At 55.5% G+C, this 26558-nt stretch carries 14 protein-coding genes; 4 read left to right on the top strand and 10 right to left on the bottom strand.

What is annotated here, in order from left to right; translation table 11 throughout:
- Nucleotides 1-8 precede the first annotated feature (8 nt).
- Nucleotides 9-3230 carry a SusC/RagA family TonB-linked outer membrane protein gene (locus tag ACYVHB_RS19065; RefSeq protein WP_461053373.1) on the bottom strand — a complete coding sequence of 1074 codons (3222 nt, stop codon included), beginning with the start codon at nt 3228-3230 and terminating at the stop codon, nt 9-11.
- Between the two features lie 439 nt (nt 3231-3669).
- Here ACYVHB_RS19065 and ACYVHB_RS19060 point away from each other — a divergent pair, with 439 nt between their 5' ends.
- From ACYVHB_RS19060 to ACYVHB_RS19050, 3 genes are all read left to right on the top strand, one after another.
- Nucleotides 3670-6744, top strand: a complete 3075-nt coding sequence (locus ACYVHB_RS19060) for a SusC/RagA family TonB-linked outer membrane protein (RefSeq protein WP_461053372.1) — start codon at nt 3670-3672, stop codon at nt 6742-6744.
- 28 nt (nt 6745-6772) lie between these two features.
- Nucleotides 6773-8308 carry a RagB/SusD family nutrient uptake outer membrane protein gene (locus ACYVHB_RS19055; RefSeq protein ID WP_461053371.1) on the top strand — a complete coding sequence of 512 codons (1536 nt, stop codon included), beginning with the start codon at nt 6773-6775 and terminating at the stop codon, nt 8306-8308.
- 187 nt (nt 8309-8495) lie between these two features.
- Nucleotides 8496-10145 (top strand): D-alanine--D-alanine ligase family protein, encoded by a 1650-nt coding sequence (locus ACYVHB_RS19050; RefSeq protein ID WP_461053370.1) that lies wholly within the window; start codon nt 8496-8498, stop codon nt 10143-10145.
- Between the two features lie 36 nt (nt 10146-10181).
- Here the strand turns inward: ACYVHB_RS19050 and ACYVHB_RS19045 are convergent, their stop codons facing one another.
- From ACYVHB_RS19045 to ACYVHB_RS19005, 9 genes are all read right to left on the bottom strand, one after another.
- A complete protein-coding gene (locus ACYVHB_RS19045; RefSeq protein WP_461053369.1) occupies nt 10182-12578 on the bottom strand; it encodes a TonB-dependent siderophore receptor in 2397 nt (798 codons plus the stop codon).
- A 126-nt stretch (nt 12579-12704) separates the two neighbouring features.
- Nucleotides 12705-14015, bottom strand: a complete 1311-nt coding sequence (locus tag ACYVHB_RS19040; protein ID WP_461053368.1) for a DUF4249 domain-containing protein — start codon at nt 14013-14015, stop codon at nt 12705-12707.
- Between the two features lie 109 nt (nt 14016-14124).
- Nucleotides 14125-16605, bottom strand: a complete 2481-nt coding sequence (locus ACYVHB_RS19035; RefSeq protein WP_461053367.1) for a TonB-dependent receptor — start codon at nt 16603-16605, stop codon at nt 14125-14127.
- A gap of 24 nt (nt 16606-16629) precedes the next feature.
- Nucleotides 16630-17850, bottom strand: a complete 1221-nt coding sequence (locus ACYVHB_RS19030) for a DUF4249 domain-containing protein (protein ID WP_461053366.1) — start codon at nt 17848-17850, stop codon at nt 16630-16632.
- Between the two features lie 111 nt (nt 17851-17961).
- A complete protein-coding gene (locus tag ACYVHB_RS19025; RefSeq protein WP_461053365.1) occupies nt 17962-19215 on the bottom strand; it encodes a DUF4249 domain-containing protein in 1254 nt (417 codons plus the stop codon).
- A 22-nt stretch (nt 19216-19237) separates the two neighbouring features.
- Nucleotides 19238-20533: a DUF4249 domain-containing protein gene (locus ACYVHB_RS19020; RefSeq protein ID WP_461053364.1), complete on the bottom strand. Its 1296-nt coding sequence runs from the start codon at nt 20531-20533 to the stop codon at nt 19238-19240.
- Nucleotides 20534-20554: 21 nt separating this feature from the next.
- The gene (locus ACYVHB_RS19015) at nt 20555-21871 is read right to left on the bottom strand and encodes a DUF4249 domain-containing protein (RefSeq protein WP_461053363.1); all 1317 of its coding nucleotides are present in this window, start codon (nt 21869-21871) and stop codon (nt 20555-20557) included.
- A 19-nt stretch (nt 21872-21890) separates the two neighbouring features.
- Nucleotides 21891-22667, bottom strand: a complete 777-nt coding sequence (locus tag ACYVHB_RS19010) for a DUF5958 family protein (protein ID WP_461053362.1) — start codon at nt 22665-22667, stop codon at nt 21891-21893.
- A gap of 75 nt (nt 22668-22742) precedes the next feature.
- Nucleotides 22743-25139 (bottom strand): TonB-dependent receptor, encoded by a 2397-nt coding sequence (locus tag ACYVHB_RS19005; RefSeq protein ID WP_461053361.1) that lies wholly within the window; start codon nt 25137-25139, stop codon nt 22743-22745.
- 193 nt (nt 25140-25332) lie between these two features.
- Between ACYVHB_RS19005 and ACYVHB_RS19000 the strand changes: the two genes are divergently transcribed.
- On the top strand, nt 25333-26550 hold the full coding sequence (locus tag ACYVHB_RS19000; RefSeq protein WP_461053360.1) for a DUF4249 domain-containing protein: 1218 nt from the start codon (nt 25333-25335) through the stop codon (nt 26548-26550).
- Nucleotides 26551-26558 lie beyond the last annotated feature (8 nt).

The following is a 26558-nucleotide window of genomic DNA, read 5'->3' as shown; positions in this document are numbered from 1 at the left end:
AGTGTGCGTTAGAAGGACACCGATAAACCGCCACTGACAATTCTCGCCTGCGGATAGTACTGACCGTTCACCTGGTCAACTTCGGGGTCGTACACCTTTAGCTTATTGATCGTAAACAGGTTAAGCCCGTTCACATAAAACCGCAGGTTGCTGATTCCGATCTTACTGCCCAATGTGGACGGGATCGTATAGCCAAACTCTACGTTTTTCAGGCGGATGTAGTCCGAACTTCTGAGCCAGTACGTGTTATTGCCGGAGAAATACTGGTCGGCCCGGTTAGCAATGCGCGGGTGAACACTGCTGGGATTCTCGACCGTCCACCGGTTTTCGTAAATGTCCGACAGATAGTTGCCAATGTTACCCATTTCGCCCGTGCCAATGTACTGCTTGGCACCGGCCGCGCCCTGGAACAGCACTGTCAGGTCGAAGTTCTTGAACGAAGCGCCCAAGTTCGCGCCACCCTGAAACAGCGGAATGTTGGTCGCGTTGGTCCGAACCTGATCGTCGGGCGTAATCTTGCCGTCTTTGTTATAATCTTGGTACTTCATGTCGCCGGGCCGCAGTTGATTAACGAGCGCTTTGTAATTGATTGGGTTCGCATCAATCTCCGCCTGATCTTTGAAAACACCATCGTAGATATACGCCTGATACGTACGAATTGGCCGACCGGTTGTGCGCTGCCATTCGGGCGCACCGGGGGCTTCGTCCCAGAAGAGAATCTTGTTCTGCGCGTAGCCACCATTGACGCTGACGTTGTACTTGAACTCGCCAATCTGGTTGCGGTAACCGATGTTGAACTCCCAGCCTTTATTGAGCACTTCGCCAAGATTCTGAGCGGGCAGTGTCAGACCGGTACTTTGCGGCACGGACGCGTTCTGGAACCAGAGAATGTTGGTCCGCTTGTTGCGGAAGACGTCAAACTCAAAGTTGATCTTTCCGTTAAACAACTGACCATCCAGACCGATGTTCGCGTTGGTAGCCACTTCCCACGTAATCGACTTATTTGGAATTCGGGTCTCAAACAGCGTTTTGGCTTCCGTATTACCGATTATATACGAGTTGAAACCGTACGTGGACAGGTACTGGTACGTAGCCAATACATCGGTGGTGTTAGGCAAAAACACCTGGTCACTTCCTAATTGACCGTACGAACCCCGCAACTTCAGGAAGTTAACGGCTGGAACTGAATTCTTCCAGAAGTTTTCTTCCGAGATTACCCAGCCCGCTAAGATACCGGGAAAAAAGCCGTACCGCGTTTCTTTCGGGAAAATGTCGGAGCCGTCGTACCGCCACAGAAATTCAGCTAAGTACTTCTCTTTGTAGTTGTAGGCAACCCGGCCGAAATAGTTCAGACGGGCGCTCTGTAAGGCACTACCATTGGTGCTCTGCTCCAACGCACCACCGGCAAATAGCTGATCGACGGCCGGGGAAAGAAAGTACCGGCGGAACCCGGTAAAGCCGTCTTCATTAATGGTTTCCCGGTTGACACCGGCCAGAAAGGTCAGGCCGTGCTCACCAATTTTACGGTCGTAATTAATTACGCCCCCCAACAGGATATTGACCCGGTTATTATTGCCCTGACTCAGGCGGGGTTCCGGCTGACCGCGCTTGCTCTGGATCAGTTTGGGCGTCACGCCATCGGCTTCAAAACCAACCCCGCGTTCGTACAAATACCAGGGGATCTCCCAGTTCCGACCGGTTCTAATGCGCTTATCAACGGCGGCTGTACCGGTAATTTTGAGACCTTCCACGCCCGGAATCAGAAAATCAAGCTGACCGTTGGTTTGAATAAAATCCGTTTTTTCTCGGAACTCTCCGCTCAAAGGGGTTGTGATGACAACCGGGTTTTCGCCGTTTTCAATATCGGGTCCGGGTAAGCCGTTGGGCCAATAGGCCTGTTGTTGCGGTTTACCCCGCATCTGCATCCGAAAAATGGCAGCCGCACTACGGGTTGGACGTGAACGGTCTTCCTCACGGCCCAAAATGCCGATGCTTGCGTGAACGTACTTGTTTACATTAGCGTCCAGGTTAATCCGCAGGTCATACTGCTTATAGCCGGTTGCGGAGTTCTTGTAGTAACCATCCTGATTCTGGTAGCCCAACGAAGCGATGTACCGCAGGTTGTCGGTACCACCCGTTATCTGCATGTTGTGGCGCACTTGGGGCGACCACGTTTTGAGGGTTGCCTTGTACCAGTCAGTGTTGGGGTGATCCCAGGGATCGGAGCCGTCGGCGTACTTTTGAATGTCGGCCGGGGCATACGGTGCTTTCCGAATCGTACCATCGGGCCGGGTGTAAGAGCCGGTCGTTTTGTACGCCTGCGTGGCCGCAGACCACTCGCCAACGGGCAATCCATACACGTCTAAGTCGTTCAGCATACCGGTGTACTGAGCCGCGTTGGTCAGTCTTGGAATGACCGTGGGCTGCGAAAACCCCTGATTGAACGTGTACGACAGTTGTGGCTTACCGGTTTTACCCCGCTTGGTTGTGATCAGGATAACCCCGTTGGCCGCCCGTGACCCGTAAATGGCCGCAGCGGCATCTTTCAGTACCGAGATGCTTTCGATGTCGGCCGGGTTGATCCGGTCCAAACCGCCTTCGCGACCGGGAATCCCATCGACAACGATCAGGGCTGCGGTGTTGTTAAGCGTGTTAGAACCACGGATACGGATGTTCGAGCCATCGGCCCCTGGCTCACCGCTTCGGTTTACGGCAAACACCCCCGGCAGTCGTCCGGCCAGTGAGTTGGACAGGTTTACCGCCGGTGATTTCACCAGATCCGTTCCTTTCACGGCCGCTACCGACCCCGTTACGGTTTCTTTCTTTTGTACACCATAGCCCACGACGATGACCTCGTTGAGCGATTTAGAATCGACGGCCAGCGTGATATCGACCGTTGACTTCCCGCTGATGGGTATCTCCTGACTCAGGTAACCAATGTACGAGAACACCAGCGTTGTCGCTTTGGTGGGTGCATTCACGGTATAACGCCCCTCAGCATCGGTAACCGAACCGGTGGTGGTTCCCTTCACTAAAATACTTACACCGGGTAAGCCCTGCTGCTGATCGTCGATGACGCGACCTGTAATCTTCGACTGGGCAAAGGCGCTTACTGTGCAGAACAGCAAGACAAGCCAGGATGCACAAAAGCGGCCTCCATGAAACCAGCCGGGGGTTGACGTCTCCTGCCGTATCCGGCCTGAAACAGTTGTGGTAAACTCTGTTCGCATAGGTTTGTCCGATTGATTGGTTGAATCATGGGACAAAGCGACGGCACCGTTCTTATCTACTATGCTGAATCTACTTATACTTTAATTTTTCTTAACTATAATACAATAAGTATAGTATGGCCATTTTCTCACAGATGAGGAACGTAAATTACTGATAGACAGCATTGACTATGTTCGCTCGATAAGGAAATTCTATTTATTTCCGAATTAACTACTCAAATGGGCAGAAAACAAGGGTGATCAGATCTACTCAATGAAGCGATAAGCAGCACTAAAATATGTTTCTACCAGAACAGTAGAGTTAAGATGTTAGCCCACTTTTTGACGCATAAAATCATATAATCTTTCGGTAGCTTATGAACAGCAACGGTCCAGTCAACAGGGCAGTTAGTCAACTACGGCTTCAGTATCCTCTCACTTACTTAACAAATCAACTCGTATGAAAAACAGTACTCTCCGACGATTGACCCACAGCCTGCTATTCAGTTTCCTGCTTGTTGGCTCAACGGTCTTTGCCCAGAACTTTTCGGTCAAAGGCCGAATTGTCAGCGATGCCGGTGAAGACCTGCCGGGCGTAACTGTCCTGCTCAAAGGCACGACGACCGGAACCGTTTCGGACGCGACCGGCAACTACACCTTGTCCGTACCGAACGGCAACGGCACCTTAGTCCTGTCCTACATTGGTTACCTCTCGCAGGAGTTGCCCATCAACAGCCGTTCAACACTGAACGTAACGATGGCAACTGACACCAAGACCTTGGAGGAAGTGGTGTTTGTCGGCTACGGCACGGTGAAGAAAAGCGACCTGACCGGTTCGGTAGCCACAGTGGGCAGCAAAGAAATCAAAGCGTTCCCGGTAGCCTCAGTCGATCAGGCGCTGTCGGCGCGGGCCACGGGTATTAACGTCACACAGGCGTCGGGCGCACCGGGCGGGGGTGTCACGGTTCGCATCCGGGGGGCCAACTCGATCAATTCGGGCAGTGAGCCGCTCTACGTCGTGGACGGATTTCCCATTTACCCCAGCAACGACGCCCTCAGCGCCGGGGGCGACCGGCGGGCCACCAACGCTCTGTCGAGCATTAACCCCAGCGATATTGAGTCGGTGGAGATTTTGAAGGATGCCTCGGCCACATCCATCTACGGTTCGCGCGGCTCCAACGGCGTGGTGCTGATTACGACCAAACGCGGCAAAAACGGCGCGACCCGCATCGACTACGACGGCTCGCAGTCGGTGCAGACCATTGCCCGGCAGGTGAAGGTGCTCAACGCTACCGACTACGCCCGGTATCAGAACCTGCGGGCGCAGTCGCGGAACCAGACCGTTCCCTTCCCCAACCCCGAACAATTGGGCGAAGGCACCAACTGGATGGACGAAATTTCCCGCACGGGCGGCATTGCCAACCACAACCTGACGCTGTCGGGCGGCACCGAGAAAACCCAGTTTGCCATTGCAGGCGGCTATTTCAAAAATACGGGTATCATAAAAAACACCGATTTTGAACGCCTGAGCCTGCGCCTAAACTTAGATTCGCGTTTCCTGAGCGATAAGCTGCGGGTTGGCACGAGCATGTTCTTCTCGCGCAGCGTCACCAACAGCGTCGCTACGGACCGGGGCGGACCGGGTTCGGCGGCTATTATCACGGCCCTCGGTCAGTCGCCCATCAGTCCCGTGTATAACGCTGACGGCAGCTACTTTCTCGAACCCTACGACGGCCGGTTTCTGACCAACCCGCTGGCGCAGGTGGTTGAGCCGAAGGACAACGAGAAGAAAAACCGGCTGCTGGCCAACACCTACGCCCAGTACTTTTTCACGAAGAATTTCAGTCTCCGCAGCACGCTCGGCTTCGACATCGTAAATACCAACACGGTCGGGTTCGACAACCTGCAAACCGTGGCGGGGCGGCAAAACAGCGTCCGGCTGTTTAATGGGTCGCGCTACGTGGTGAACCTGCTGAACGAAAACACGCTGAACTACTCAACCCGCATTGGCGACAAACACGCCATTGACGCTGTAGTAGGCTACACGTACCAAACGGACGACAACCGTTTCTTTAACATCACGACGCAGCAGTTTACGGTCGACAACTTTCAGACGGCCAACTTACAGGACGGCCTGAAGCCACTGACGCCGAACTCACAACGCTACCAGTGGGGGCTGCAGTCGCTGCTGGGCCGGGTCAATTACAACCTCCTCGGCCGCTACCTGCTCACGCTGACCGTCCGGCGCGACGGCTCCAGCAAGTTCGGGGCCAACAACAAATGGGCCAACTTCCCGTCGGTGGCCCTCGGCTGGCGCATTAAAGACGAAGCCTTCATGCAGGACATCAAACAAATCAGCGAAGCCAAATTCCGCGTCAGCTACGGCCTGACGGGTAACTCCGAGATTCCGCTGTATCGGTCCTTGGCGGGCTTGTCGGTCGCCAACTACGTGCTGGGCGACAACCAGGTGTCGGGGCTGGCCGAGTCGCGCGTGGCGAACCCCAACCTTCGGTGGGAACAAACGACAATGTTCAACGTGGGCACCGACATCGGGTTATTCAACAACCGGCTTAACCTGACGGCGGATTATTTCTTCAACAAAACCACCGACCTGCTCCTCGACGTAGCCCTGCCCACCAGCACGGGCTTCAGCACGGCGTTCCAGAATGCCGGTTCGCTGCAGAACACCGGTTTTGAGTTGGCCATCAACGGCGTAGCTATTAACCAGAACAAACTGCGCTGGGACATCGGCGGCAATATCTCGTTTCTGACCAATAAAATCACCAGCATCGGACCCAGCGCTCCGTTCTACGCCACCAGCACCAGCGGTCACCTCGGCGTCGACGGCAGCCGCGTTGAGGTGGGTCTGCCCATCGGCTCGTGGTACGGCTATAAATACATCGGTCTGTGGCAAACGGATCAGGAAATTGCCAGCAGCCCCAGCGTAGTGGGCGATAAGCCGGGCTACCCACGCTACCAGGACGTGAACGGCGACGGCATTCTCGACCAGGGCGACCGGACGTACCTCGGCAGCCCGAACCCCAAATTTGTATGGGGCCTGAACAACACCATCGCTTACGGCCCGCTCGACCTGAACCTGTTCATTCGCGGTAGTCAGGGTGGCAAGGTTCGTAACCTCCAGCAGTCCGAAATGGCCGATGGCGTGGGCAATTACAACCAGGCGTACGACATCCTGTCGACTTCGTGGACCCCCACCAACACAGGCGCGACCCGGCCGGTAATCGACGCTACCCGCGACTTCGCCAACTACTACCGCCGGTCGGACTTTTTCATTGAAGATGGCTCGTTTATCCGGTTTCAGAACGTGGCGCTGGGCTACCGGCTCCCTACCATTAAGGGCCTGCGCAACGCCCGCGTGTATGTGAGTGGCCAAAATTTAGCGTTGATTACGAAATACCGGGGCTTCGACCCGGAGGTGAACAACCAGGGGCAGAATAACCTCAACCGGGGCGATGACTACGACGCCTATCCGCGTCCGCGCACCGTTACTATTGGCTTACAGGTAGGACTTTAACAACAGTAAAACAACCGCAATGATGAAGATGAATTTCTCCCGCGCCCTGTTAGTAACGGCTGTTGCCGGGGCGCTCAGTGTCAGCGACATGGGCTGTAGCCCTACCCTGACCGAACAGCCGGACTTTGTGAGTCCGGGCAGTTTTTACCGCAACAACAGCGACCTGACGGCGGCTCTGAACGGGGCCTACCGCGAACTGAACGGCGAATGGTTCAACACGTTCTACAACCGCTCCGTTTTCGACTGTGCGCTGGGCATCCAGTCGGGTTACGAAAAAGGCCCGCAGTATTATAAGCAGGGTGGCTACGTAGCTTCCGACGATTACATTGGCTCATACTGGGCGCAGAACTACCGGGGCATCAACCGCGCCAACGCCGTGATTGCCCGCGCTCCGGGAGCCGCCGAAACCAGTAACGAAGCAACGGCGGGGGTTAAGAAGCAGATCGTTGCCGAAGCGAAGTTCCTGCGGGCGATGTACTACTACCAGTTGTACGTGTTCTTCGAGAACGTGCCGGTGCGCGACAAGCCGACCGAAGAATTGGGCAACTACGAAGGCAACGAAGGGGGTAACCAGAAAGCCCTCGAACTGATGATTGCCGACCTGAAAGCGGCCGAGACTGACCTTCCGGCCGCCTTCACCGGTGCCGATATGGGACGGCCAACTAAATGGGCGGCTAAAACGCTGCTGGCCAAAGTGTATCTGGAGCAAGGAACGTATCAGGCAGCGGCCGACAAGGCCAAAGAGGTGATCGATCAGAGTGGCCTGACGCTCTACCCCGATTTCTCCTTCGCCTTCGACGTGGCGCACGAGAACATGAACGAGCGGCTGTTCGAGATTCAGAATAGCTTCTCCAAATCAGCCACCCAGATTTATAACAACATGCACGCGCACTTCACCCCCACCGACTGGGACGGGGGCGATCCGCAACTGCTGTCAGCGGGTAACGGCACAACGGCCGCCGGTTGGGCCGACGCCTGGATTGTAGGTGCTATTCCGTTCCGCGAGTCGTTCGAGACTGGTGACAAGCGGGTTCCGGTAACGTTTATGACGCAGTACCGCTCGAAGAATGCGGGCGGGGCCGTCGTTCAGTACAGCAAAGATGCCAAGTCGCAGTTTGTGGCATCGGGCAGCCCGGAGCGGACGTTTAACAACGTAATCATTCAGAAAGTAATCGAGCCGAACCTGCCCAACTGGGACCGCACGGAGAAAAACTTTGTGTTGCTGCGGCTCTCCGACGCGTACTTAGCGCATTCAGAAGCCGTTAATGCGGGCGCAACGGGTGATGCCTACGTGGGTATCAACGCCGTTCGGGCACGGGCGGGGCTGGCCCCTTTGGCTGGCTTAGACAAAGCGGCCATGCGCGAGGCTGTCTTCAACGAGTGGATGCATGAATTTGCGGGTGAGGGCTGGGCATTTGCTCACGCCCGCCGGTTCAACAAAACGGCCGAGTTAATCAGCAAATACGCCGGCCGCACCGTCAGCAATGACCGCTATCGGGTATTGCCGCTGCCGTTTGTGGAAGTCAACGCCAATCCGAACGTGAAGCAAAACACGGGCTGGTAGTAGATCAGGGGCTTATTCGTCCCCCATTGGCAAGGCCGTTAGCGGGCAATTCGGTTACCGAATTGCCCGCTAACGGCCTTGCTGTTTTCGCTCAGTTAGCCGGGGATTTACTTTCTAAGGAACGTTCAGAACGCCGAACCGGGCGTTTTTTTGTTTCTTTGCAGGCAGCATCCTAATTCTTTACTCAGTGAAAATAGGCATTTTCTTCGGCGGCCCGGCGCGTGAGCGTGAGGTATCGTATGCAGGCGGGCGAACAGCCCTCGCTAATCTGGACAAAGGATTGTTCGAGCCGGTGCTCGTGTTTGTCGATGGGCGCGGCCGGTTTCGGCTCGTCACGACCGACTTTCTACAGGCTCCCATCCTGCGCGAGGCCCTGCCCCAGGATGGTTCCGGCTTTTCGGTTTACGATGAGTCGCTCCCGGCCGACGCCCTCGAGAAGACCCTGCCTGAACTCCGGCCCGAACACTTCCGTCAGCATTTCGACCTCGCGTTTCTGGCTATGCACGGTCCCGACTGCGAAGATGGCGCCATTCAGGGCCTGCTGGAATGGTACAAGATGCCCTACACCGGTCCGGGATTAGTTGGGTCGGCGGTGGGGATCAACAAAATTCTGCAAAACGAACTGATTGCTCTCGCCAATGGGCAGCAGAAGAAAACCGCCACCATCAGCCGCGACGCCTACGAACGGGCCGACAAAGCGCAGTTTTTCGGGTCGCTGACCGCCCATCTCGGCCTGCCCATCGTTATCAAAGCGCCCCACCAGGGATCGAGCATTGGCGTCGTGATCGTGCGCGAAGCTGATCTCGCGCAGTTCTGCCGGGGGGTGGAGCAGTGCTTTTTTACGATGAGCGTTCAGCCCGACGGTTGGAGCAAGCTGGGCGAATGGGCAAGCCTGTCGGCCTTAGATAAGCACGACCTGGCGCAGAAAATGGTCAGCCTGGATTCAGGCATCAGCTTCCCGGTCGTCATCGAACAAACCGGCGAAGTAATTAACCATCCGGCGGAGTTCATCCAGAAAATGGATGCCTTGTCGGGGAACGGGAGCATTACGCTGGCGTCAGTGAACGCCGAAGACGAGGTGCTGTTCGAGGAGTTTATCAGCGGGCAGGAGTTTTCGTGCGGGGTTATTCAGGACGACGACCAAACGGCAATTGCGCTGCCCCCCACCGAAATATATAATCTAACGTCCTTCGATTTTGAGTCAAAATACAAGACCAACGTGGCCAAGAAGCGGATTCCGGTCGAGACGAGTTTGGAGAATAACCGCAAGATTCAATTAGCCGTTGCCGAGGTATTTACACGGTTGGGCATCAACGTGTACGCCCGCATCGACGGGTTTCTGACGCCCGCCGGTGACGTGCTGCTCCACGATCCAAACACGATTCCGGGTATGTCGCCGTCGTCGCTGATTTTCAAACAAATGGCCGAAATCGGCTTGAATCTGTGTCATTCCCTGACGTATCTGATTCGTCAGTCCCTGCGCGAACGCATCCGTACGGGCAAAGACACGTTCCACCTCAAGCGCCTGCTCGCCGACCTCGACGCGCAGCTTGCTCACCGCAAAGCCCATCCCCTACCGGAGCGCGTCGTCTCGTTCGGCGAAAGCGACGAACACTTTGCTCAAGCTAAGCAGCAATACCACCATCTGGCGGCATCGGGCACGGTACGGCCCTCGCTGATGTACATAAAAAATAAAACCGAGAGCAACGAGGTCCCGGTTTATCTGTTATTCAAAGACACTATTGAGGAATTAGAAATAGCCCTAAGCCAGCCGCGTCACCCGTTGGTACTCGAAACGGCGGAACGGGCCGCGCACATCACGGAACGATACGTGTAAGGTTGGTGTCGGTCGGACGTGGATGCCCAACCGACATTACCAGCGGTACGATACCGTTGCCGACAGCATTCGGGGAGCAATGGGATTCACGCTGTTGTCGTCGTGAAGCTGGTAGCTGAGCACATTGAGCACGTTTGACACCTTCGCCCGGACGCCAAACCGGGCCAGCGAATAGCCCACCGACGCGTCGATCTGCGTGAAGGCCGGAACCGAGATCAGCCGATAGGTATCGTTATTGATCGTCAGGCGCGTGGAACGACCCGCCACACGCTCGCCCATGTAGAAGGCGGTCAGACCGAGATTCAGGCCCCGCAACCCGCCCGTCCGTTGGAAAGCGTAGTACACGCTGCCATTGGCGGTGTGGTTCGGGTTATAGCGCAGTAGGCTGCCAACGATGTAGATGTTGCTGGCGGTGTATTTCGTCTGGTTGTAGCTATAGCCACCGAGGAACGAAAACCCATCCAACTGCTTCGTTTTCAGGTCCACTTCAATGCCCCGGCTCGTAACCTCCCCGGCTAATTCCCGGATGTTGCTGTTCGTGTTGCCACCCGCCAGGCTGGTTTGGGCCAGGTTGCTGTTTTTGATCTGGTACGCCGTGACGTTGGCCGACAGGAACCCACTGAACAGATCGTTTTTGATACCGGCTTCGTACTGGTCAATAAACGACGGAGCCAGCGCATTACCGGATACGTCGACGCCCGTATTGGTGTTGAACGAGTTGGCATAACTCACAAACAGCGAGGTCGTTGGCACGGGTTGGTAGACGAAGCCAACGCGGGGCGTTACAGCATCGGCGAAGTTGGTGACCGACGTCGTTTTATTGTCGGCGTAGGTCAGCACGTCGCTACCCGTTTGCTGGTAGCTGTAGCGTAGACCAGCCAGCAGTTTGATTTTATCGGAGAACGAAATCAGGTCCTGCACGTACACGCCCGCCCGGTCAATGGGCGCGTTGGTGAGCGTCCGGGCCGTCAGCGTAGGAATGTCACTCCGTTGACGGAACTGGCCCAGATTGAAGACGTTGATGGTGTCGTAGCGGGCTACGGGATTGTAAGCCGTGGTGTTGGTGCGGTACTGATCGGCGTCGGCACCCACAAGCAGCGTGTGTTTGATTGACCCGGTCGTGAACTGACCCGTCAGGTCAAGCTGCCCGATCCAGTACGTTTCGTCGACCTGCGTCCGCTGTATTCCCCGAATCCAGTTACCGTTCGTTTGGATAAACTGACCGGCGTTCGGCCGTGTGGCGGCAAACAGGTCACTGGTGAAACCCTGCGCTGATCCCACCGCCCGCACGGTCCAGTTTTGGTTGATCTGGTGCGTCAGCGTGGCGGTTGCGCTCCGTTGCTCGATGCGATTGTAACCCCACGATACGCCGAGAAAGCGGCTGCGCGGTACGTCGGCAATGGCGTAGTTGATGGCACCCGTTCCAAAATCGGGGGTGCGGTCGTCGTTCAGATAATCGGCTTCGATGAGCAGGTTCGTTTTGCTGGATAGATTGACCAGCAACGACGGATTCACGTAGAACCGCTTACTCTGCACGTCATCGCGGAAGCTGTTGCCCTGTTCGTAGGTCGCGTTCAGCCGGTAAGCAACACGCTGGCTATTACCAATCCCGCCATAGACATCAAACGACGGCTTGACAAACCCAAAACTGCCCAGCCGCACCGACGCTGACCCACCCGACTGAAACTGCGGTTTTTTGGTGACTAAGTTGATGATGCCCCCGGCCGCTACGTTACCAAACAGAATGGCGCTGGAACCTTTAAGCACTTCCACCCGCTCCAGAGCGCTGATTTCGGGCATGGCCGCGTTGTTGAACCGGACACCGTTCTTGAACGTGTTGCTGCTGTTAAAGGCAAAACCGCGCCCGGCCAGTTCCTCCTGCGACCCGCCCGTGTTTCCCATCACATACACGCCGTTGGTGTTCATAAGCACGTCGCTCAGGCGCAGCGACTGCTGGCGTTCGAGGACTTCGCGCTCCACCACGGCCACCGCCTGCGGCAAATCCATCGGCCGGATGGCTACTTTACCCAACGTAATGGGTTTCTGGTTGTCGCTTTTGAAGGCCCGCACCTGTACCTCACCTAATTGACGGGCCGTTTCGGTTAGCGCAAAACTCACCTCCGTCACCTGCCCATCGGCTACGATAACGACCTGCTCCTGCGGCTGCAAGCCCACGAACGTAGCGACGAGTGTGTGCGGACCGGCGGGCAAATGCCGGAGCACATACGTACCGTCTTCGGCCGACAGGGTGCCTTTGTTCGTGCCTTTCAGCGTGATGTTGACGAAGGAAGCGGGCTGTCCATCGCTCGTTTTAATACGCCCGCGAACCGAGCCGGATGGTGCATCGCCATCATCGGCGTAGGTGAAGTTGATAAATAGTGTTATGGCAAAGAAATGGAGCAGCAGTTGAGCGAGTATAGATGGGGAACGCATACAATTCTTATTTAGATTAATTCTTGACTGCACAAAGGTGAGGCCTGTTTAGAATTTATCCAAATAAGAGTTAAGCTTTTGTGGAAATAAATTAACGGAGGGCTTTCGTCAGCGGGTTGATTCCATTCAATCCCGCCAGCCTTCGGGCTTGAACGGCGTTCGACTGTCGCCGGGTGCGCAGATGGCGGTGGGCGGCCGGTTGCTTCCCCCTAAAATGGTAAAGTTTAACGAGGTTTCGGACTTTGGTAAGTCTCGATTCAAAGCAAAAAATAGTTGCTGTTCACCCGGTACTGGTTTAGTAATCTTATCAATTGGATCATAATAAACTCCACCGTAAGCAATGCCTGTAGCATCCTTTTTGTCCAGCCAGTAGCGTACAGTAGAAATAGCTTCCGCCGTGAAATAACCCACTACCTTTTCTTGCTCATTAGCCACATTGTGGACGTTCCCGATCAGCGCGGTTGGGGGTGTATCCGCCAGCCCACCCGTGTTTTGAGTCTGCTGTTGTAACAAGCTAAAATAGCGGTATGCATCCGCCTTCAAGCTGCTTTGGCGCACTTCCACCAAAGCCTGATTCTGCGTATAGTAAGGCACTTGACCAACGTTCCGGCCTGCAATTAAACCACCGTTACTATTGGCATCAGTGAACAGGCTGAGTGTGCTGTTAGGAATGATATCCCAGCACTGGGTTCGGCAAACGTAGGCGTTGCTGAAAAGAGGGAGTTTTGTATAGGCTCCACCGAACAGTTGTTCAGAAGGTGCCGGAAAGCAATCCTCCAATACATCAGCCTGCGTTTGGTAAATGAGTATATCGGGGTAACTGCTCACTATCCTTAGTTTATTAGGCATGTAGTAGCCTTGGGTGCAACTCTTGCACCAGTCCTGCTTCTCATAGAGTTTCCAGTCCCAGCGGTAATAGTTGCGCTGGTCGGCGGGGTCCTGGGTATTCACCAGCAGATTGTACCCTGAACGAAAGTCCCCCTCCAATAAGCCAGCGGGCAGACTGGTACGATTGAATTGAACTACCAGGTTATTGATGGGTGGCACCGCCTGGATAACCTGCTGGCTGGAGACGTAGCGTGCTCCATCGCTCAGCGAAAAACGCAGTTGATAGGCGTGGCCCACCTGCCCTTTAAAATCGTTCGGCAGTTGATAACTGCCGTCAATCGTCTCCTGACAAGCGATAACCTGCGTAGAATCAACCACCACTTCAACGTTAGCTTTGGTGATAGGCACAGTCCCAAATTGGTCGGTAAATGGGTCAACTTTGGAACGGTTGAGCCGGATAACCTGCGGCTCAGCCAGATTGCTGATCCTGCCATCGACCACAAGTATATCTACGGTTCTCCTCAGGGTTGGATCAAACGAGTCCACACAGGCCACCGGACCCAGAAAAGCACCTGAGCAAACCAATAAAAGCAGAATGAATGAACGCATAGTGAGTTAATTAATCAACAAATCCAGTAGCAACTACTCCCGCCAACCTTCTGGTTTGACTGGGACGTAATACGGTTCAACATCTATTCTACCCGCTTCTATACTACACTTACTGAAACACGAAATTGTACGTCAGTGACAGAATGGGAGCCGCGAAAATCTGTAGCTTATACGCATTCGTCTTGTAATTCTCGGTGCGAAAAAAGACGGAGTACGCGTTCTTGCGGCCGTACAAATTATACACCGTGAAGACCCAGTTGCCCTGCCAGCGTCGGTTTTTCATCGTTGCATTATAGATATTCCACGAAAAGTCGAGCCGGTGATAAGCCGGTAACCGTGCCTGATTTCGCACCCCAAAATACGGGTACACGCTGGTTTGAATCGGTCCCAGCACGGCCTCCCCGCTCCCCACCACCACGAACGGGGTAAGGGTGCCCTGGTACGGATCGGTGATGGTCTCGAACGACACGTAGCCGGTGGGAGCCGAATAAGGCCGACCGCTGCTGTAGACGAACGTGAACCCAAAGCTGTTGTGTTTGTCGATGGCGATGGTGGTCGATGCGTTGAGCGTGTGCGGTCGGTCGTAATTGGCCCGGTACCAGTTGCCGCCGTTAATGCGCTCCTGAATACCACTGCCCTGATCGACCCGGTTCAGGGTGCGGGCGTAGGTGTAGTTGACCCAGCCCGTGATCTCGCCCTTCTTCTTGGCAATCATCGTTTCGATACCGTAGGCCAGGCCCCGTCCCTGTAACAGTTCCGTTTCGGGGTACGGTTGCAGCAGAAAATTAGCGCCGGGTTTATAATCGAGCGCGTTCTGGGTGGCCCGGTAATAGGCTTCGACCGACAGTTCGTAGACGTTGTTTTTTAGGTTCTGGAAATAGCCAACGGAAAGCAACTGGCTGATCTGGGGCTTCGTGTGCTGGTCCGATGTTTTCCAGCGGGCCGTGGGCAGGGGCGTTGTCGTGTTGGTAACCACCTGCAAATACTGCCGCATCAGGTTATAACCCAATTTGACCGACGCGTTGGGACCAAGTTCGTACCGGATGCCCAAACGCGGCTCGAAACCGCCGTAAGTCTGGGTGACCTGCCCCCGCCCGTAGCGGACCGAGTCCACCACCGAAAATTCATCGACCGGGCTGCCCGCTGCGTAGCCCCGCACAACGCCCGGCCCCAGCGACAGAAAGCGGGAGTAGCGCAGGCCGGCCGAAAGGGCCAGCCGGGGGCTAATGCTCCACTCGTCATCGGCGTGAACGGACAGTTCCAGCGCGTTTTCATTGGGCGTGGTAAGGTAGTTGACACTGGTACTGCGACCGGGCAACAGCGTTCCCGGCTCTACGCGGTAATGCGTTGCGTTAACGCCAACCTCAATCTTTTGATTGGGTAATTGATAGTTTAGATTCGCCTTCGCCTGTCGCTGCAACACGCTCGACCGAAGCACCACTTCGTTGGTCGAACCCAGTTCGGGTAGCCGGATATTGGGCACGTAGCGGGTGTAAATGGCGGTCGTTTGCAGGTTCAGCCGGGGGGTGAGCACGTGGAGCCAGCGAACCATGCCATTGGCCGTCTGGTGGTCGTAGCGGTTAGCAGTGGCGTTAACGTTGGCAAACGTACCCAGCAAGGTGGTTTGGAACACGTCCCGGTTAACGTAGCCCATCGCCGTCAGCGTGTTGCGCTCGTTGATGCGCCAGAACAGCTTGGCCACCACGTCGCCGAACTTAGCGCGGATGTTATCCAGCCGCGCCGAAGCCAACGGCAACAAAAAATCCGTTACGGCACCCCGCCCCGACACCAGCAGCCCGAGTTTATCTTTAACCAACGGAATATCAACCGTTAGCCGCTCCGACACTAAGCCAACTCCACCCATGAGCCGAAACCGGTCTAAGCTCGGATTGCGCAGGTGAATATCCATCACGGATGCCGCCCGACCACCGTAGCGAGCCGGGACGTTGCCTTTGTAAAGGTCCAGTCCACTAACGGCGTCGGGCGGAAACACCGAAAACAGCCCAAACATATGCGTGGGGTTGAAAATGGGCGTGTCGTCTAACAGAATCAGCGTTTGGTCGGTGGTGCCGCCCCGGATGTTGACCCCGTTGGCCGCTTCACCCACGCTCGTTACGCCCGGCAGCATCTGCAATCCCCGCAGCAGATCGACTTCACCCAGGGCCGAGGGCAGCTTACGCAGGGTCTCGACGCTGATCTGACTAACGCCCAGCAGCGGTTCGCGGACGTTACGGTCGTACCCCTTGCTCAGCACGACAATTTCTTCCAACTGACTCGCCAGCGTGGCCATCCGGGCGTCTACGCTCGTTACGGAATCTTCCAGTTGGACAATCCTTCGAAACGGTTTGTAGCCGAGGTAGCGCACCACAATCAGGTGTTCGCCGGGGGTGAGCATCAGGCTATAGCGTCCCCGCGCGTCGGTGGTTGTGCCGGTCAGAGACTTCCGATAGTCGATAATGACAGCCGCCTTCACCAACGGCTGATTGGTGGCCGAATCGCGGACGGTGCCGCTCAGACGAACGAACTGCGCGTTGGCCTGGTGGCATAGCAAACAGATCAGGACAAAAAGTGCGGAGTAAAATCGATTCATAATGGAACGAGTGAGTCAGTTCAGCTAACGCCAGCCGGTGGGCGGTTTGTCGGTGCGGTTCGCGCTGGGAACGCACACGGCGGAGGGTACGCCCGAACCCGGCACGTTAGGGTTCCCGCGCGGGGGTTCGTTCACAGGCGAACGACCGTTCTGCGCGTAAAACAGCCCGCCGAACCGGCCGATATTGGCGGGTACGTTCCGGCGGTCGAGCCGGTAGTGGTTAATGGCGACCGACGAGGCCGAGAAGTAGCCGACGACGTCTTCACGGGCATCGTTCAGGTTACGCACGTTCCCGGCCGTGGGTGCGGGGGGCGTATCGGCCAGCGTCCCCGTATTCTGGGTCTGGTCGGCGAACAGCTTGTAGTACCGATAGGCCCCGGCCGTCAGTGATAACTGCTCAATGTCGAGTTGGGCGGGGTCTTTTTGGTAGATCGGAATCTGGGCGACCAACCGGCCAGTTTGGGGTTGCCCATCGGTGAAGCGGTCAGCAAACAGATTCAGAAGCTGGCTGCGGTAAATATCCCAGCAGAAACCTAAGCATGGATAGTCGAAGTAGTCATAGGTAAGCAGTTTAGGATCGGGTACGCAGGCTCCGGTCAGGCCCGTGCCCGTATCGGTAAGCTGGTAGCGGCCCTGTCGACAGGTGGCGCAGAATTGTTGAGGTTCGTAGAGTGTCCAGCGCCAGAGGTAAAAGTTGGTCTGCCCCGCCGGGTCCTGATAATCGACAAACACGTCGCTGACGGGCGTGGGCAACCGGTTGGCCGTCAGGCTGGGGCCGGTGGGATTGTATTGCTCATAAGCCCGCTGAATAGCTGGTACGGACGGCATCACCTCAACGCTGGACTGGTACGAAGCGCCTTCGGCCGTCGTAAAGCGGAGTTGGTAGCTATCGCCCACCCGCCCCCGAAAACCCGCTGGCAGCTCATAGCGGCCCGAATCAGTTTCGGTCAGTTCAAGTAACGTCGTTCCGTTGACGAGCACCTGCACGGCCGCGCCCCGGATGGGCCGGGTAACGATGCTGCTGTCGTTGGTGGACCGGGACCGGCGCAGGTTGATGGCCTGCGGGCCGGGCTGGTCGGTGATGATGCCGTTGACAACCACTAAGCTGGAATTTAGATCGAGCGTCGGCTCGAAAGCATCCACGCAGGCGTAGAGCGTGACGGTCACGGCGACTGACAGCCACACCTTTGAAAAGAAAATTCGTATCAATGGCACAGTAGTAAAGTTCGACCAGAATACATTCATAGTGGCTTGTTGTTGTATTCTATAAAACTGTTTAGCGGTTGGGTTGTATCCTGAACAGCCTCACTGTCGTTTTTATCCTTACAAGCGAATCTCTTCGTTTTCAGGTACTTTTCAATCCCGCCAGCCTTCGGGTTTAATCGGGGTTCGCTGGTCAATAGGTCCGCAGACGGCCGTTGGCGGGCGGACGGGACCACCAACGATGTTGATACCAATAAAGGAACTTATCGTTTCGGGTATCGGGATGCGGTCATTCAGCCCATAGAACAAACCCGGTGGTCGGCCTTGTGTATCCGTGCGATCCAGAAAAATCCGCTTCGTTGCCACCGCCGACGCAGTAAAGTACCCGACTACGATTTCCTGCCGGTTGGCTTGGTTGTGGACGTTCCCCGCCAGCGCCGTTGGGGGTGTATCGGCCAGGCCGCCCGTATTCTGCGTCTGATTCTGAAACAGCTTGAAATAGCGATACGCGTCCTTCGATAAACTAAGCTGCCGAATTTCGACTAAGCAGGGACTCTCCTGATAAAACGGAATGTGCCCCACGCTCTGATTTGCAATCAACCCGCCATTGGTGTACAGATCATCGAAAACATTAATATCCCGGCTGAACAGGATCTCCCAGCATTGGGTGCGGCACGGATAATCAAACGTAAAGTCAGGTAACGCCTGGGTAGCTGGACTGTACGGCGGCTTAAAGCAATCCTCATAAGGCTGATCGCCCGACACATAATACCCGTTGTACGGAATGGTCACGTTGTTTACCGCGTATACGCCATTCACGCACGTCCGGCACCAGTTTTGTTTCTCCCACAGTTTCCATTCCCAGCGGTAGTAATTGTGCTCATCAACAGGGTCCTGCGTGTCAATGAACACGTCGTGACCGGCCGCATAAAGTTGGAGCAGGGGCGGTGACAAACTGGTCGGATTGAATTGGGCCGAAATTTGGCTGATGGGCGGCACGGCGGCAATAACCTGTTGACTCGATAAGTAGCGGGTGCCGTCGGACAGCGTAAACCGCAGTTGATAGGCGTGGCCCACCTGCCCTTTGAAATCGCTGGGTAGTTGGTAGCTGCCGTCCACCGTCTCGTGACAGGCAACGACCTGCCCTGAATCAACGACCACCTCAACGATGGCTTTAGTGATAGGCAGCGTGCCGAAACGACCCGTCAGCGAGTCGGCTCTGGAGCGGTTGAGCCGGATAATCTGCGGTTCGGCTAAATTCGTAATCATACCATCGACCACCACTACGTTGACGGTGCCGCGCAACGTTCGGTCGAATGGATCAACGCAGCTAAGCAGCAGCCAACCAACGGTTAAGCTCCCAACTAACAACGCTAACCAACGCACAACCGGAATGTAGCTTTTCATAGTGAAATCGTCAACCAATAGCTTAATCCGGCCAGCCTTCGGGTTTGAACGGCGTTCGGCTCACACTCGGTGCGCAGATGGCGGTGGGTGGCCGTTGCGTACCATCAACGAATAAACGTATCTCCCTCGGTGGAGACGGTTCTGGAATAGGTTTACGCAGGTTCAAAGCGTAAAATAGTTGTTCTCCCGATGACTGAGGTGGATTTTCCGAGTCGCTTGATCCGTATGGAATGCCCTCGGTGTCTTTGCGATCAATGTAGTATCGCTTCGTCGATACGGCCGACGCCGTAAAGAAACCAATGACAGCCTCGTCCGGGTTAGCCACGTTCCGTACGTTACCAATCAGGGCCGTGGGGGGCGTATCGGCCAGCCCGCCCGTGTTCTGAGTCTGATCCTGAAATAATTTGTAATACCGATACGAGTCTTTGGTGAGCGATCCCTGGCGGATTTCAGCTAAACAGGGACTATTTTGGTAGAAGGGAATCTGCGACACCGTTCGCTTTACGTTCAACCCGCCGTTACTGAGTTGATCATCAAACAAATTGAGCGAATAACTGTACAGGATCTCCCAGCACTTCGTCCGGCAGAAATAGTCAAATTTAAAGTCTTCAGTTAGCATACCGGGTCTTTTAGGCGGATAGAAGCAGTCCTCAAGAAGTGCTTCACCAGATCTATAAAATCCACTGGGAGCACGCACTTCAATGGGTTCGTAAACCGAGTAGTAGCCATTTACGCAAGTTCGGCAAAACGCCTGCGGTTCGTAAAGTTTCCAGTCCCAGCGGTAGTAGTTATGTTGGTCGGCGGGGTCGGTGAAGTCGATTTGAATATCGTGACCGGCGGTGTAGAATCCCGATAGCGGAACCGGCAGGCTTCGGCGGTTGAACTGCGCATACACCCGGTCAATGGGTGGCACGGCCTGAATAACCTGCTGATTTGATGCGTAGCGGATGCCATTGGGCAGCGTGAACCGCAGTTGATACGCGTGGCCCACCTGCCCTTTGAAATCGCTGGGCAGTTGATAACTGCCGTCAATCGTTTCGTGACAGGCAATGGCTTCCGCCGAGTCTACCACCACTTCGACAGTGGCTTTGGTAATGGGTAATGTCCCGAAACGGCCGGTGAAAGGATCGGCTTTCGACCGATTGAGCCGAATAACCTGCGGCTCGGCTAAGTTCGTAATCGTGCCATCCACCACGACAACATCGACCGTACTCGTGACATCCGGCTCAAACGGATCGACGCAGCCGACCAGCAGGAGCGCTAACGCAACGTGGCTCAGCGGTCTAAAAAAATAGTTGGTTGATAGGAACGTATTCATAACGGGTATTTTTGGTACTGATTAATCCCGCCAGCCTTCGGGCTTGAACGGCGTCCGGCTCTCGCTGGGTACGCAGATGGCAGTGGGGGGTCGGGGCGGACCGCTTTGAAGCTGAACCTGGGGTTGTTGCGGAGGACGCGGCTCCTGTATCGGTTGGCGCAGGTTGAGGGCATAAAACAACTCTTCACCGACCGACTGGGGTGGATTTACCGTGTCGGTAGCCCCAAACGGAATGCCAGAAGCATCTTTTCGGTCAAGCCAGTAACGCAGAGTGGCAACGGCGGACGCGGTGAAATAGCCCACAACCGCTTCCTTCGAGTTCGCCACATTATGAATATTACCAATCAGCGCAGTCGGGGGTGTATCGGCCAGCCCGCCCGTGTTTTGGGTTTGTTGCTGGAACAGTTGAACGTACCGGTACGCATCGGGCGTGAGCGAACTTTGCCGAATTTCAACCAAGCCGGGACCATGCGTGTAGTAAGGAATATGGGCTACCGTCCGTCCGGTTATCAGGCCTCCATTCGTGTACTGGTCATCGAAGAGATTGATGCTGTAGCCATAAATAATTTCCCAGCACTGAGTTCGGCATAGATAATCATAAGTGTAGGGAGGCAGCGGGGATCTGGCCGAGGGCTGTGGTGGTTCCAACTCCTTGTAGCAGTCTTCCAGTAACTGTGTGCCTGATCGGTAGCTATAATAATTATAAATGGGAGGCCCTCCATTAAATAACTCAGCCGTGACGCTATACACCGAATAAATGCCCTGATAGCACGTCCGGCAGAACTCCTGCTTCTCGTAGAGTCTCCAGTCCCAGCGGTAATAATCACGGGTTTGAGCCGGGTCCTGAAAATCAATGAGCAGGTCGTGCCCAGCCGTATAGAAGCCATTCAACGGCGGAAAAACACTTTTTAGATTAAACCGCGAAGCGACCTTGTCAATGGGCGGCACCGCCCGTATCACCTGCTGATTCGATGCGTACCGCGTTCCGTCGTCCAGCGTAAAGCGCAACTGGTACGCGTGGCCTGCCTGTCCTTTAAAATCACTGGGCAACTGGTACGTCCCGTCCACTGTTTCGTGGCAGGTAATAATCCGCGCTGAGTCTTCTATTACGTCAACCACTGCTTCGGTAATGGGCGTCGAGCCGAAACGGCCCGTAAGCGGGTCGGCTTTGGAACGGTTAAGGCGGATAATTTGCGGCTCGGCTACGTTGGTAATCGCGCCATCGACCACTACGATATCTACGATTCCGCGTAGGGTCAACTCAAGTGGATCGACGCAGGCGACGGGAACCAGAAAAGCAACCAAACAGACCAGTAATAGCAGAAGTGATGAGCGCATTGGCAGTCTTAGATGGAAATTAAAAAAGGTCGGCATTGTAGGTTTCCTGTGAATGTCTGTTAATGACGTCCAGGGTTAACCGCCTTGCCTCGTCAGCAGTCAATCGGTACCGTATTGACAGTGCCTTCTCCAATGAATTGCGCAGGAGCACTATCGCCCGCATATACTTGCTACCCTGCACGAACTCCGTTATCATCTCGTCATACGTCAGGAAATTAAACTGGTCCTGATGCTCGGGAGCGGGTTTCGGGGATCGGGCCGGAGGAAAACCCATATGCTCATGCAGCAGTTTTGCCAGACTGACAAATTCGCTCCGAAAGCCGGGGGTCGCGTATACTTCGTCAACTAATTCCTGATGTCTTGTCAGGATGCCCTGGGCGATTTCAGTATCCGACAAATCCCAATACCACCAGGTAGTCGGGTTTTCCTTCTCCAACGCAAAGCGCCGTTGGTAGTCTGCCCTGAACAGGTACAGCAGCAATTGATAAGGTTTCTCAAGCGTACCTTCGGGCGGATTGCTTGTATCCGGTATGCAGAGCATACTCTTTGAACCCGCCCTTAACCGATGGAGATTCAGGTAATCGTACGTCGCATCCGCAGCCGTTACCGAGCAATCAGCAAGTGCCTGCTCAATGTCGGAGTCGACCAGCTTCGATCCCCATACGTGACAGTATAAATCAAAGAACTGTGCTCTTCGTTGAAGCTCATCCACCTGGGTAAATTGACCGAGTAGATCGGCAACCGAACGGACTCCCTGCCCAAACTGGTTGATCGTTATTTCCTCTTCTAAGCTCATTTTTCTGTTGTCTAAAGTGGCAACTGTGTCAACAAACGCCTGTTGGCCTGCTTTCAGACGTAACTAACTCTACCCCTACTTGAACTCGACATTATAGGTCAGGCTGGGGATGGGCGCGGCAAAAATGGCTAATCGGTAAGGGTTGGTGGCCTGCCCTTCGGTGCGGTAAAAGATTGAATACGCGTTCTTGCGGCCGTACAGGTTATACACCGTAAACGTCCAGTGACCTTGCCAGCGACGGGCTTTCATGCTGGGATTATAGATGTTCCAGGCAAAATCGAGCCGGTGGTAAGCGGGCAGGCGGTACTGGTTGCGCTCGTTGTAGTACGGGTACGTGCGGCCCTGGTAGCGAATGAAGCCTTCCGGGGCGGTGTAGGGCCGACCGGTGCTGTAGGCGAAGTTGAATGAGAAACTGTGGTTGCGGGTTTGGTTGATGTTGAGACTCATGTTCAGGCTGTGCGGCCGGTCGTAATTAGCCGCGTACCAGGCTCCCCCGTTGATACGCTCCCGGAAATCCGCCCCTTCGTCCACCTGATTCAGCGTCCGGGCGTAGGTGTAGTTGACCCAGCCGGTCAGTTCGCCTTTTTTGCGGGCCACCATCACTTCCACCCCGTAGGCGCGGCTGCGGCCCGACAGCAACTGCGTTTCGGGATAGGGCTGCAACAGAAAGTCGGCCCCCGGTTTGTAGTCGAGCACGTTCTGCGTCCGGCGCCAGTACACCTCGGCCGACACCTCGTAAATATTGGTGGGGCTATTTCGGAAATAACCCGCCGACAGCAACTCGCTGATCTGGGGTCGGATGTGGGCATCGGCGGTTTTCCAGCGGGAGGTGGGCAGGGGCGTCGTCGTGTTGGTAATTACCTGCAAATACTGCCGCATCAGGTTATAACCCACCTTCACCGAAGCGTTTGGCCCCAGCGAGTAGCGCAGGCCCAGCCGGGGTTCCAGCCCGCCGTACCGCGCTGTCACCTGCCCGGCTCCGTAGCGCACCGAATCCACCACCGTCGTGGCGTCGGCGGCTTCGCCATTCGCGTATCGGCGCACCACCGACGGGCCGAGGTTGAGAAAGTGCGAGTAGCGCAGCCCCGCCGAAACGGCCAACTGATCGGACACGCTCCATTCGTCTTCCACGTGCAGGGCCAGTTCAAGGGCGTTTTCGGGCGGGGTGCGCTGCGCGTTAACGGCCAAGCTGTTACCCGGTATCAACTCGCCGGGGTTGAGCTGGTAGTGCGTGGCGCTGACGCCTGCTTCAATTTTCTGATTGGCCAACTGGTAGTTGAGGTTCGATTTCACCTGCCGTTGCAGCAGCGATTGCTTCAGCACGACCTTGTTATTCGTGCTGTCTTCAATCGACAGAATCTTCGGAACGTAGCGGGCCACCAGCGCGGTGGTCTGGAGGTTGACTTTCGGCGTGAAGGCGTGAAACCAGCGGACCATCCCGTTGGCGGTTTCCTGCTGATACTGCGTTCCGGTGGCGTTAATATTGGCTAAGCTGCCCAGCAGGTTGGTCTGGAACAGGTCGGCGCTATAATAGCCCATCGCCGTGACGGTGTTGTTGCCGTTGACGCGCCAGAACAGCTTGGCCGTACCATCGCCGAACTTGGCCCGGATGTTGTCGAACCGGGGCGAGACTAATCGCAGCAGAAAGTCGTTGAACGCTCCCCTTCCCGACACTAACAGGGCCAGTTTGCCTTTGACGATGGGTGTTTCGACCGTCAGCCGGTTGGCCACTAAGCTGATGCCCGCGTTGAGTTGCGTCCGGTTCAGGTCGGGGTTGCGCAGGCTGATGTCGAGCACCGAGGCCGCCCGACCGCCGTAGCGGGCCGGGACGTTGCCTTTGTAAAGGTCCAGCCCGCTGACGGCATCGGGCGGAAACACCGAAAACAAGCCAAACATGTGCGTCGGGTTGAAAATGGGCGTGTCGTCCAACAGAATCAGGTTTTGATCGGTGGTGCCGCCCCGGATGTTAACGCCGTTGGCCGCTTCGCCCACGCTGGTCACGCCGGGCAACATTTGCAAACTGCGCAGAATATCCATCTCACCCAGGGCTGCGGGCATTCGCCGGAGCGTGGCGATGTTGATTTGACTGACGCCCAGCAGCGGCTGACGAACGTTGCGGTCGTAGCCCTTGCTGGTCACGATCACTTCTTCCAACTGACTCGCTACACTGGGCAGCCGCACGTTGAGGGTGGTATTGCCCCGGATACGAATCGTTTGGCGAAAGGTCAGATACCCCACGTGGCGCACCACCACAACGTTGGACCCGGACCGCAGGTTGATCGAAAACGCGCCGTTCGCATCGGTGTAGGTGCCGGTGGTGGCTTTTTCATAGTTGAGCACCACGGCGGCCCGGCTAAGGGGCTGGTTGGTAGCCGAATCTCGCACGACGCCGGAAAGCGTGTAGGTAATTTGAGCAAAGGAAGGAGCCGCTAACAACGCCAGCAGCAGCGTAACGAGTACCAGTCGGTTCATAAAATTGAGTGAGTGAATGTCCGTTTTAGACTTTATGAATTAATTCTTAGCTTCTGTCAAGATAAACGGTAAATTGATGTGAAATACTGAAAAACGTTCATTTTTTAATCTACCGCTCAGAATAGTACGTTTATACCGTTTGGCTGAACAGCATTAGCCAGCACAAGCACAACGATTCCCGTTTTCGTGACCCATGCGTGTACCTCCTGATCTCACCCGTATCGGCCTCGTCTTAGTGCTCTTAATGACAGCCTGCGTAGACCCGCTCGATGTAACTCTGCGCGAACGAGTGAATGTCATTGTGGTCGACGGCACGATTACGAACCTGGACGAGCCGCAGGTGGTCCGGCTTAATCGCTCTAAATCTGATCCGTTAACGGGGCGTTTTGGGACGTTGCCCTTGACCGAGGCCATCGTAGTCATCCTTGTTGATTCCTCACAGGTCGTTCCAATGACCGAAACGGAGCCAGGTCGCTATCAGGCACCAGTCGGTTTTGCGGGGCAGGTAGGGCACAGTTACCAGTTACAGTTTTCCCTCAGGGATGGTAGCCGCTATGCATCTGCTCCCGAGGTGATGCCCGCCGTGTCACCCATCACCAACGTCAGCACCCGATTCGATCCGACCAGCCTGCCCGCTCAACTTTACAATGGTAGCTATAATCCGTACCGGGGCGCTAACGACTTTTTTGTGGACTGGCAGGACCCGGCCGACCAGCACAACTACTACCGCTGGGATTGGAAGCTTTGGGAGAAACAGGACTGGTGCCACACCTGCACACAAGGATTCTATTTCGTCAACAGTCCAATCAACAATAAGCCGTACGAGGCTTGCTTCCCCGACGACCAGGGAAAGAATGGCTATTTCGTGAATGAATACGCCTGTCGAACCGCCTGCTGGGAGATCATCCGCAATTTCGATCTCAATTTATTCGATGATCAGCTTAGTAACGGCGGGTTGATTCAACGACGTCGGGTCGCTCAGATTCCGTATTACAGCGCCAATGGTTGTCTGGTCGAGATTCGGCAAACGTCCCTCACTCAACCGGCTTATTTGTACTACAAACTGGCGCAGGACCAAACCCAGCGTAGTGGTGGCTTGGCCGATTCGCCCCCTACTGCATTGGTTGGTAATGTGCGTAATCTGGCCAACAGTCGGGAGAACGTTGTCGGTTATTTCGCAGCTTCAGCGATTGCGCCCGTGCGTTACTGGTTAGATCGAAAACAGAATACGGGTAGGCCACCGGGTCTATTTTTGGGACTCAATGGTCTACTCCCCTCACCGGAAGATCTAAATATAGATCCCAATACGGGGACACAGAAACCGAATGCGACGTTCCGTCCAACGCCAACGGCGGTTTGCGTGGACAGCGATACCCGCACCCCGAATAAACCCGAAGGCTGGCGGGATTAACCAGTAAA

Source organism: Spirosoma arcticum (assembly GCF_054779955.1).
This window is presented reverse-complemented; position numbering and strand designations above follow the sequence as displayed.

What these genes read in the sequence shown, in the direction of transcription:
- ACYVHB_RS19065 (WP_461053373.1), bottom strand. Translation starts at nt 3,230, where the DNA reads ATGCGAACAGAGTTTACCACAACTGTTTCAGGCCGGATACGGCAGGAG.
- ACYVHB_RS19060 (WP_461053372.1), top strand. Translation starts at nt 3,670, where the DNA reads ATGAAAAACAGTACTCTCCGACGATTGACCCACAGCCTGCTATTCAGT.
- ACYVHB_RS19055 (WP_461053371.1), top strand. Translation starts at nt 6,773, where the DNA reads ATGAATTTCTCCCGCGCCCTGTTAGTAACGGCTGTTGCCGGGGCGCTC.
- ACYVHB_RS19045 (WP_461053369.1), bottom strand. Translation starts at nt 12,578, where the DNA reads ATGCGTTCCCCATCTATACTCGCTCAACTGCTGCTCCATTTCTTTGCC.
- ACYVHB_RS19040 (WP_461053368.1), bottom strand. Translation starts at nt 14,015, where the DNA reads ATGCGTTCATTCATTCTGCTTTTATTGGTTTGCTCAGGTGCTTTTCTG.
- ACYVHB_RS19035 (WP_461053367.1), bottom strand. Translation starts at nt 16,605, where the DNA reads ATGAATCGATTTTACTCCGCACTTTTTGTCCTGATCTGTTTGCTATGC.
- ACYVHB_RS19030 (WP_461053366.1), bottom strand. Translation starts at nt 17,850, where the DNA reads ATGAATGTATTCTGGTCGAACTTTACTACTGTGCCATTGATACGAATT.
- ACYVHB_RS19025 (WP_461053365.1), bottom strand. Translation starts at nt 19,215, where the DNA reads ATGAAAAGCTACATTCCGGTTGTGCGTTGGTTAGCGTTGTTAGTTGGG.
- ACYVHB_RS19020 (WP_461053364.1), bottom strand. Translation starts at nt 20,533, where the DNA reads ATGAATACGTTCCTATCAACCAACTATTTTTTTAGACCGCTGAGCCAC.
- ACYVHB_RS19015 (WP_461053363.1), bottom strand. Translation starts at nt 21,871, where the DNA reads ATGCGCTCATCACTTCTGCTATTACTGGTCTGTTTGGTTGCTTTTCTG.
- ACYVHB_RS19010 (WP_461053362.1), bottom strand. Translation starts at nt 22,667, where the DNA reads ATGAGCTTAGAAGAGGAAATAACGATCAACCAGTTTGGGCAGGGAGTC.
- ACYVHB_RS19005 (WP_461053361.1), bottom strand. Translation starts at nt 25,139, where the DNA reads ATGAACCGACTGGTACTCGTTACGCTGCTGCTGGCGTTGTTAGCGGCT.
- ACYVHB_RS19000 (WP_461053360.1), top strand. Translation starts at nt 25,333, where the DNA reads ATGCGTGTACCTCCTGATCTCACCCGTATCGGCCTCGTCTTAGTGCTC.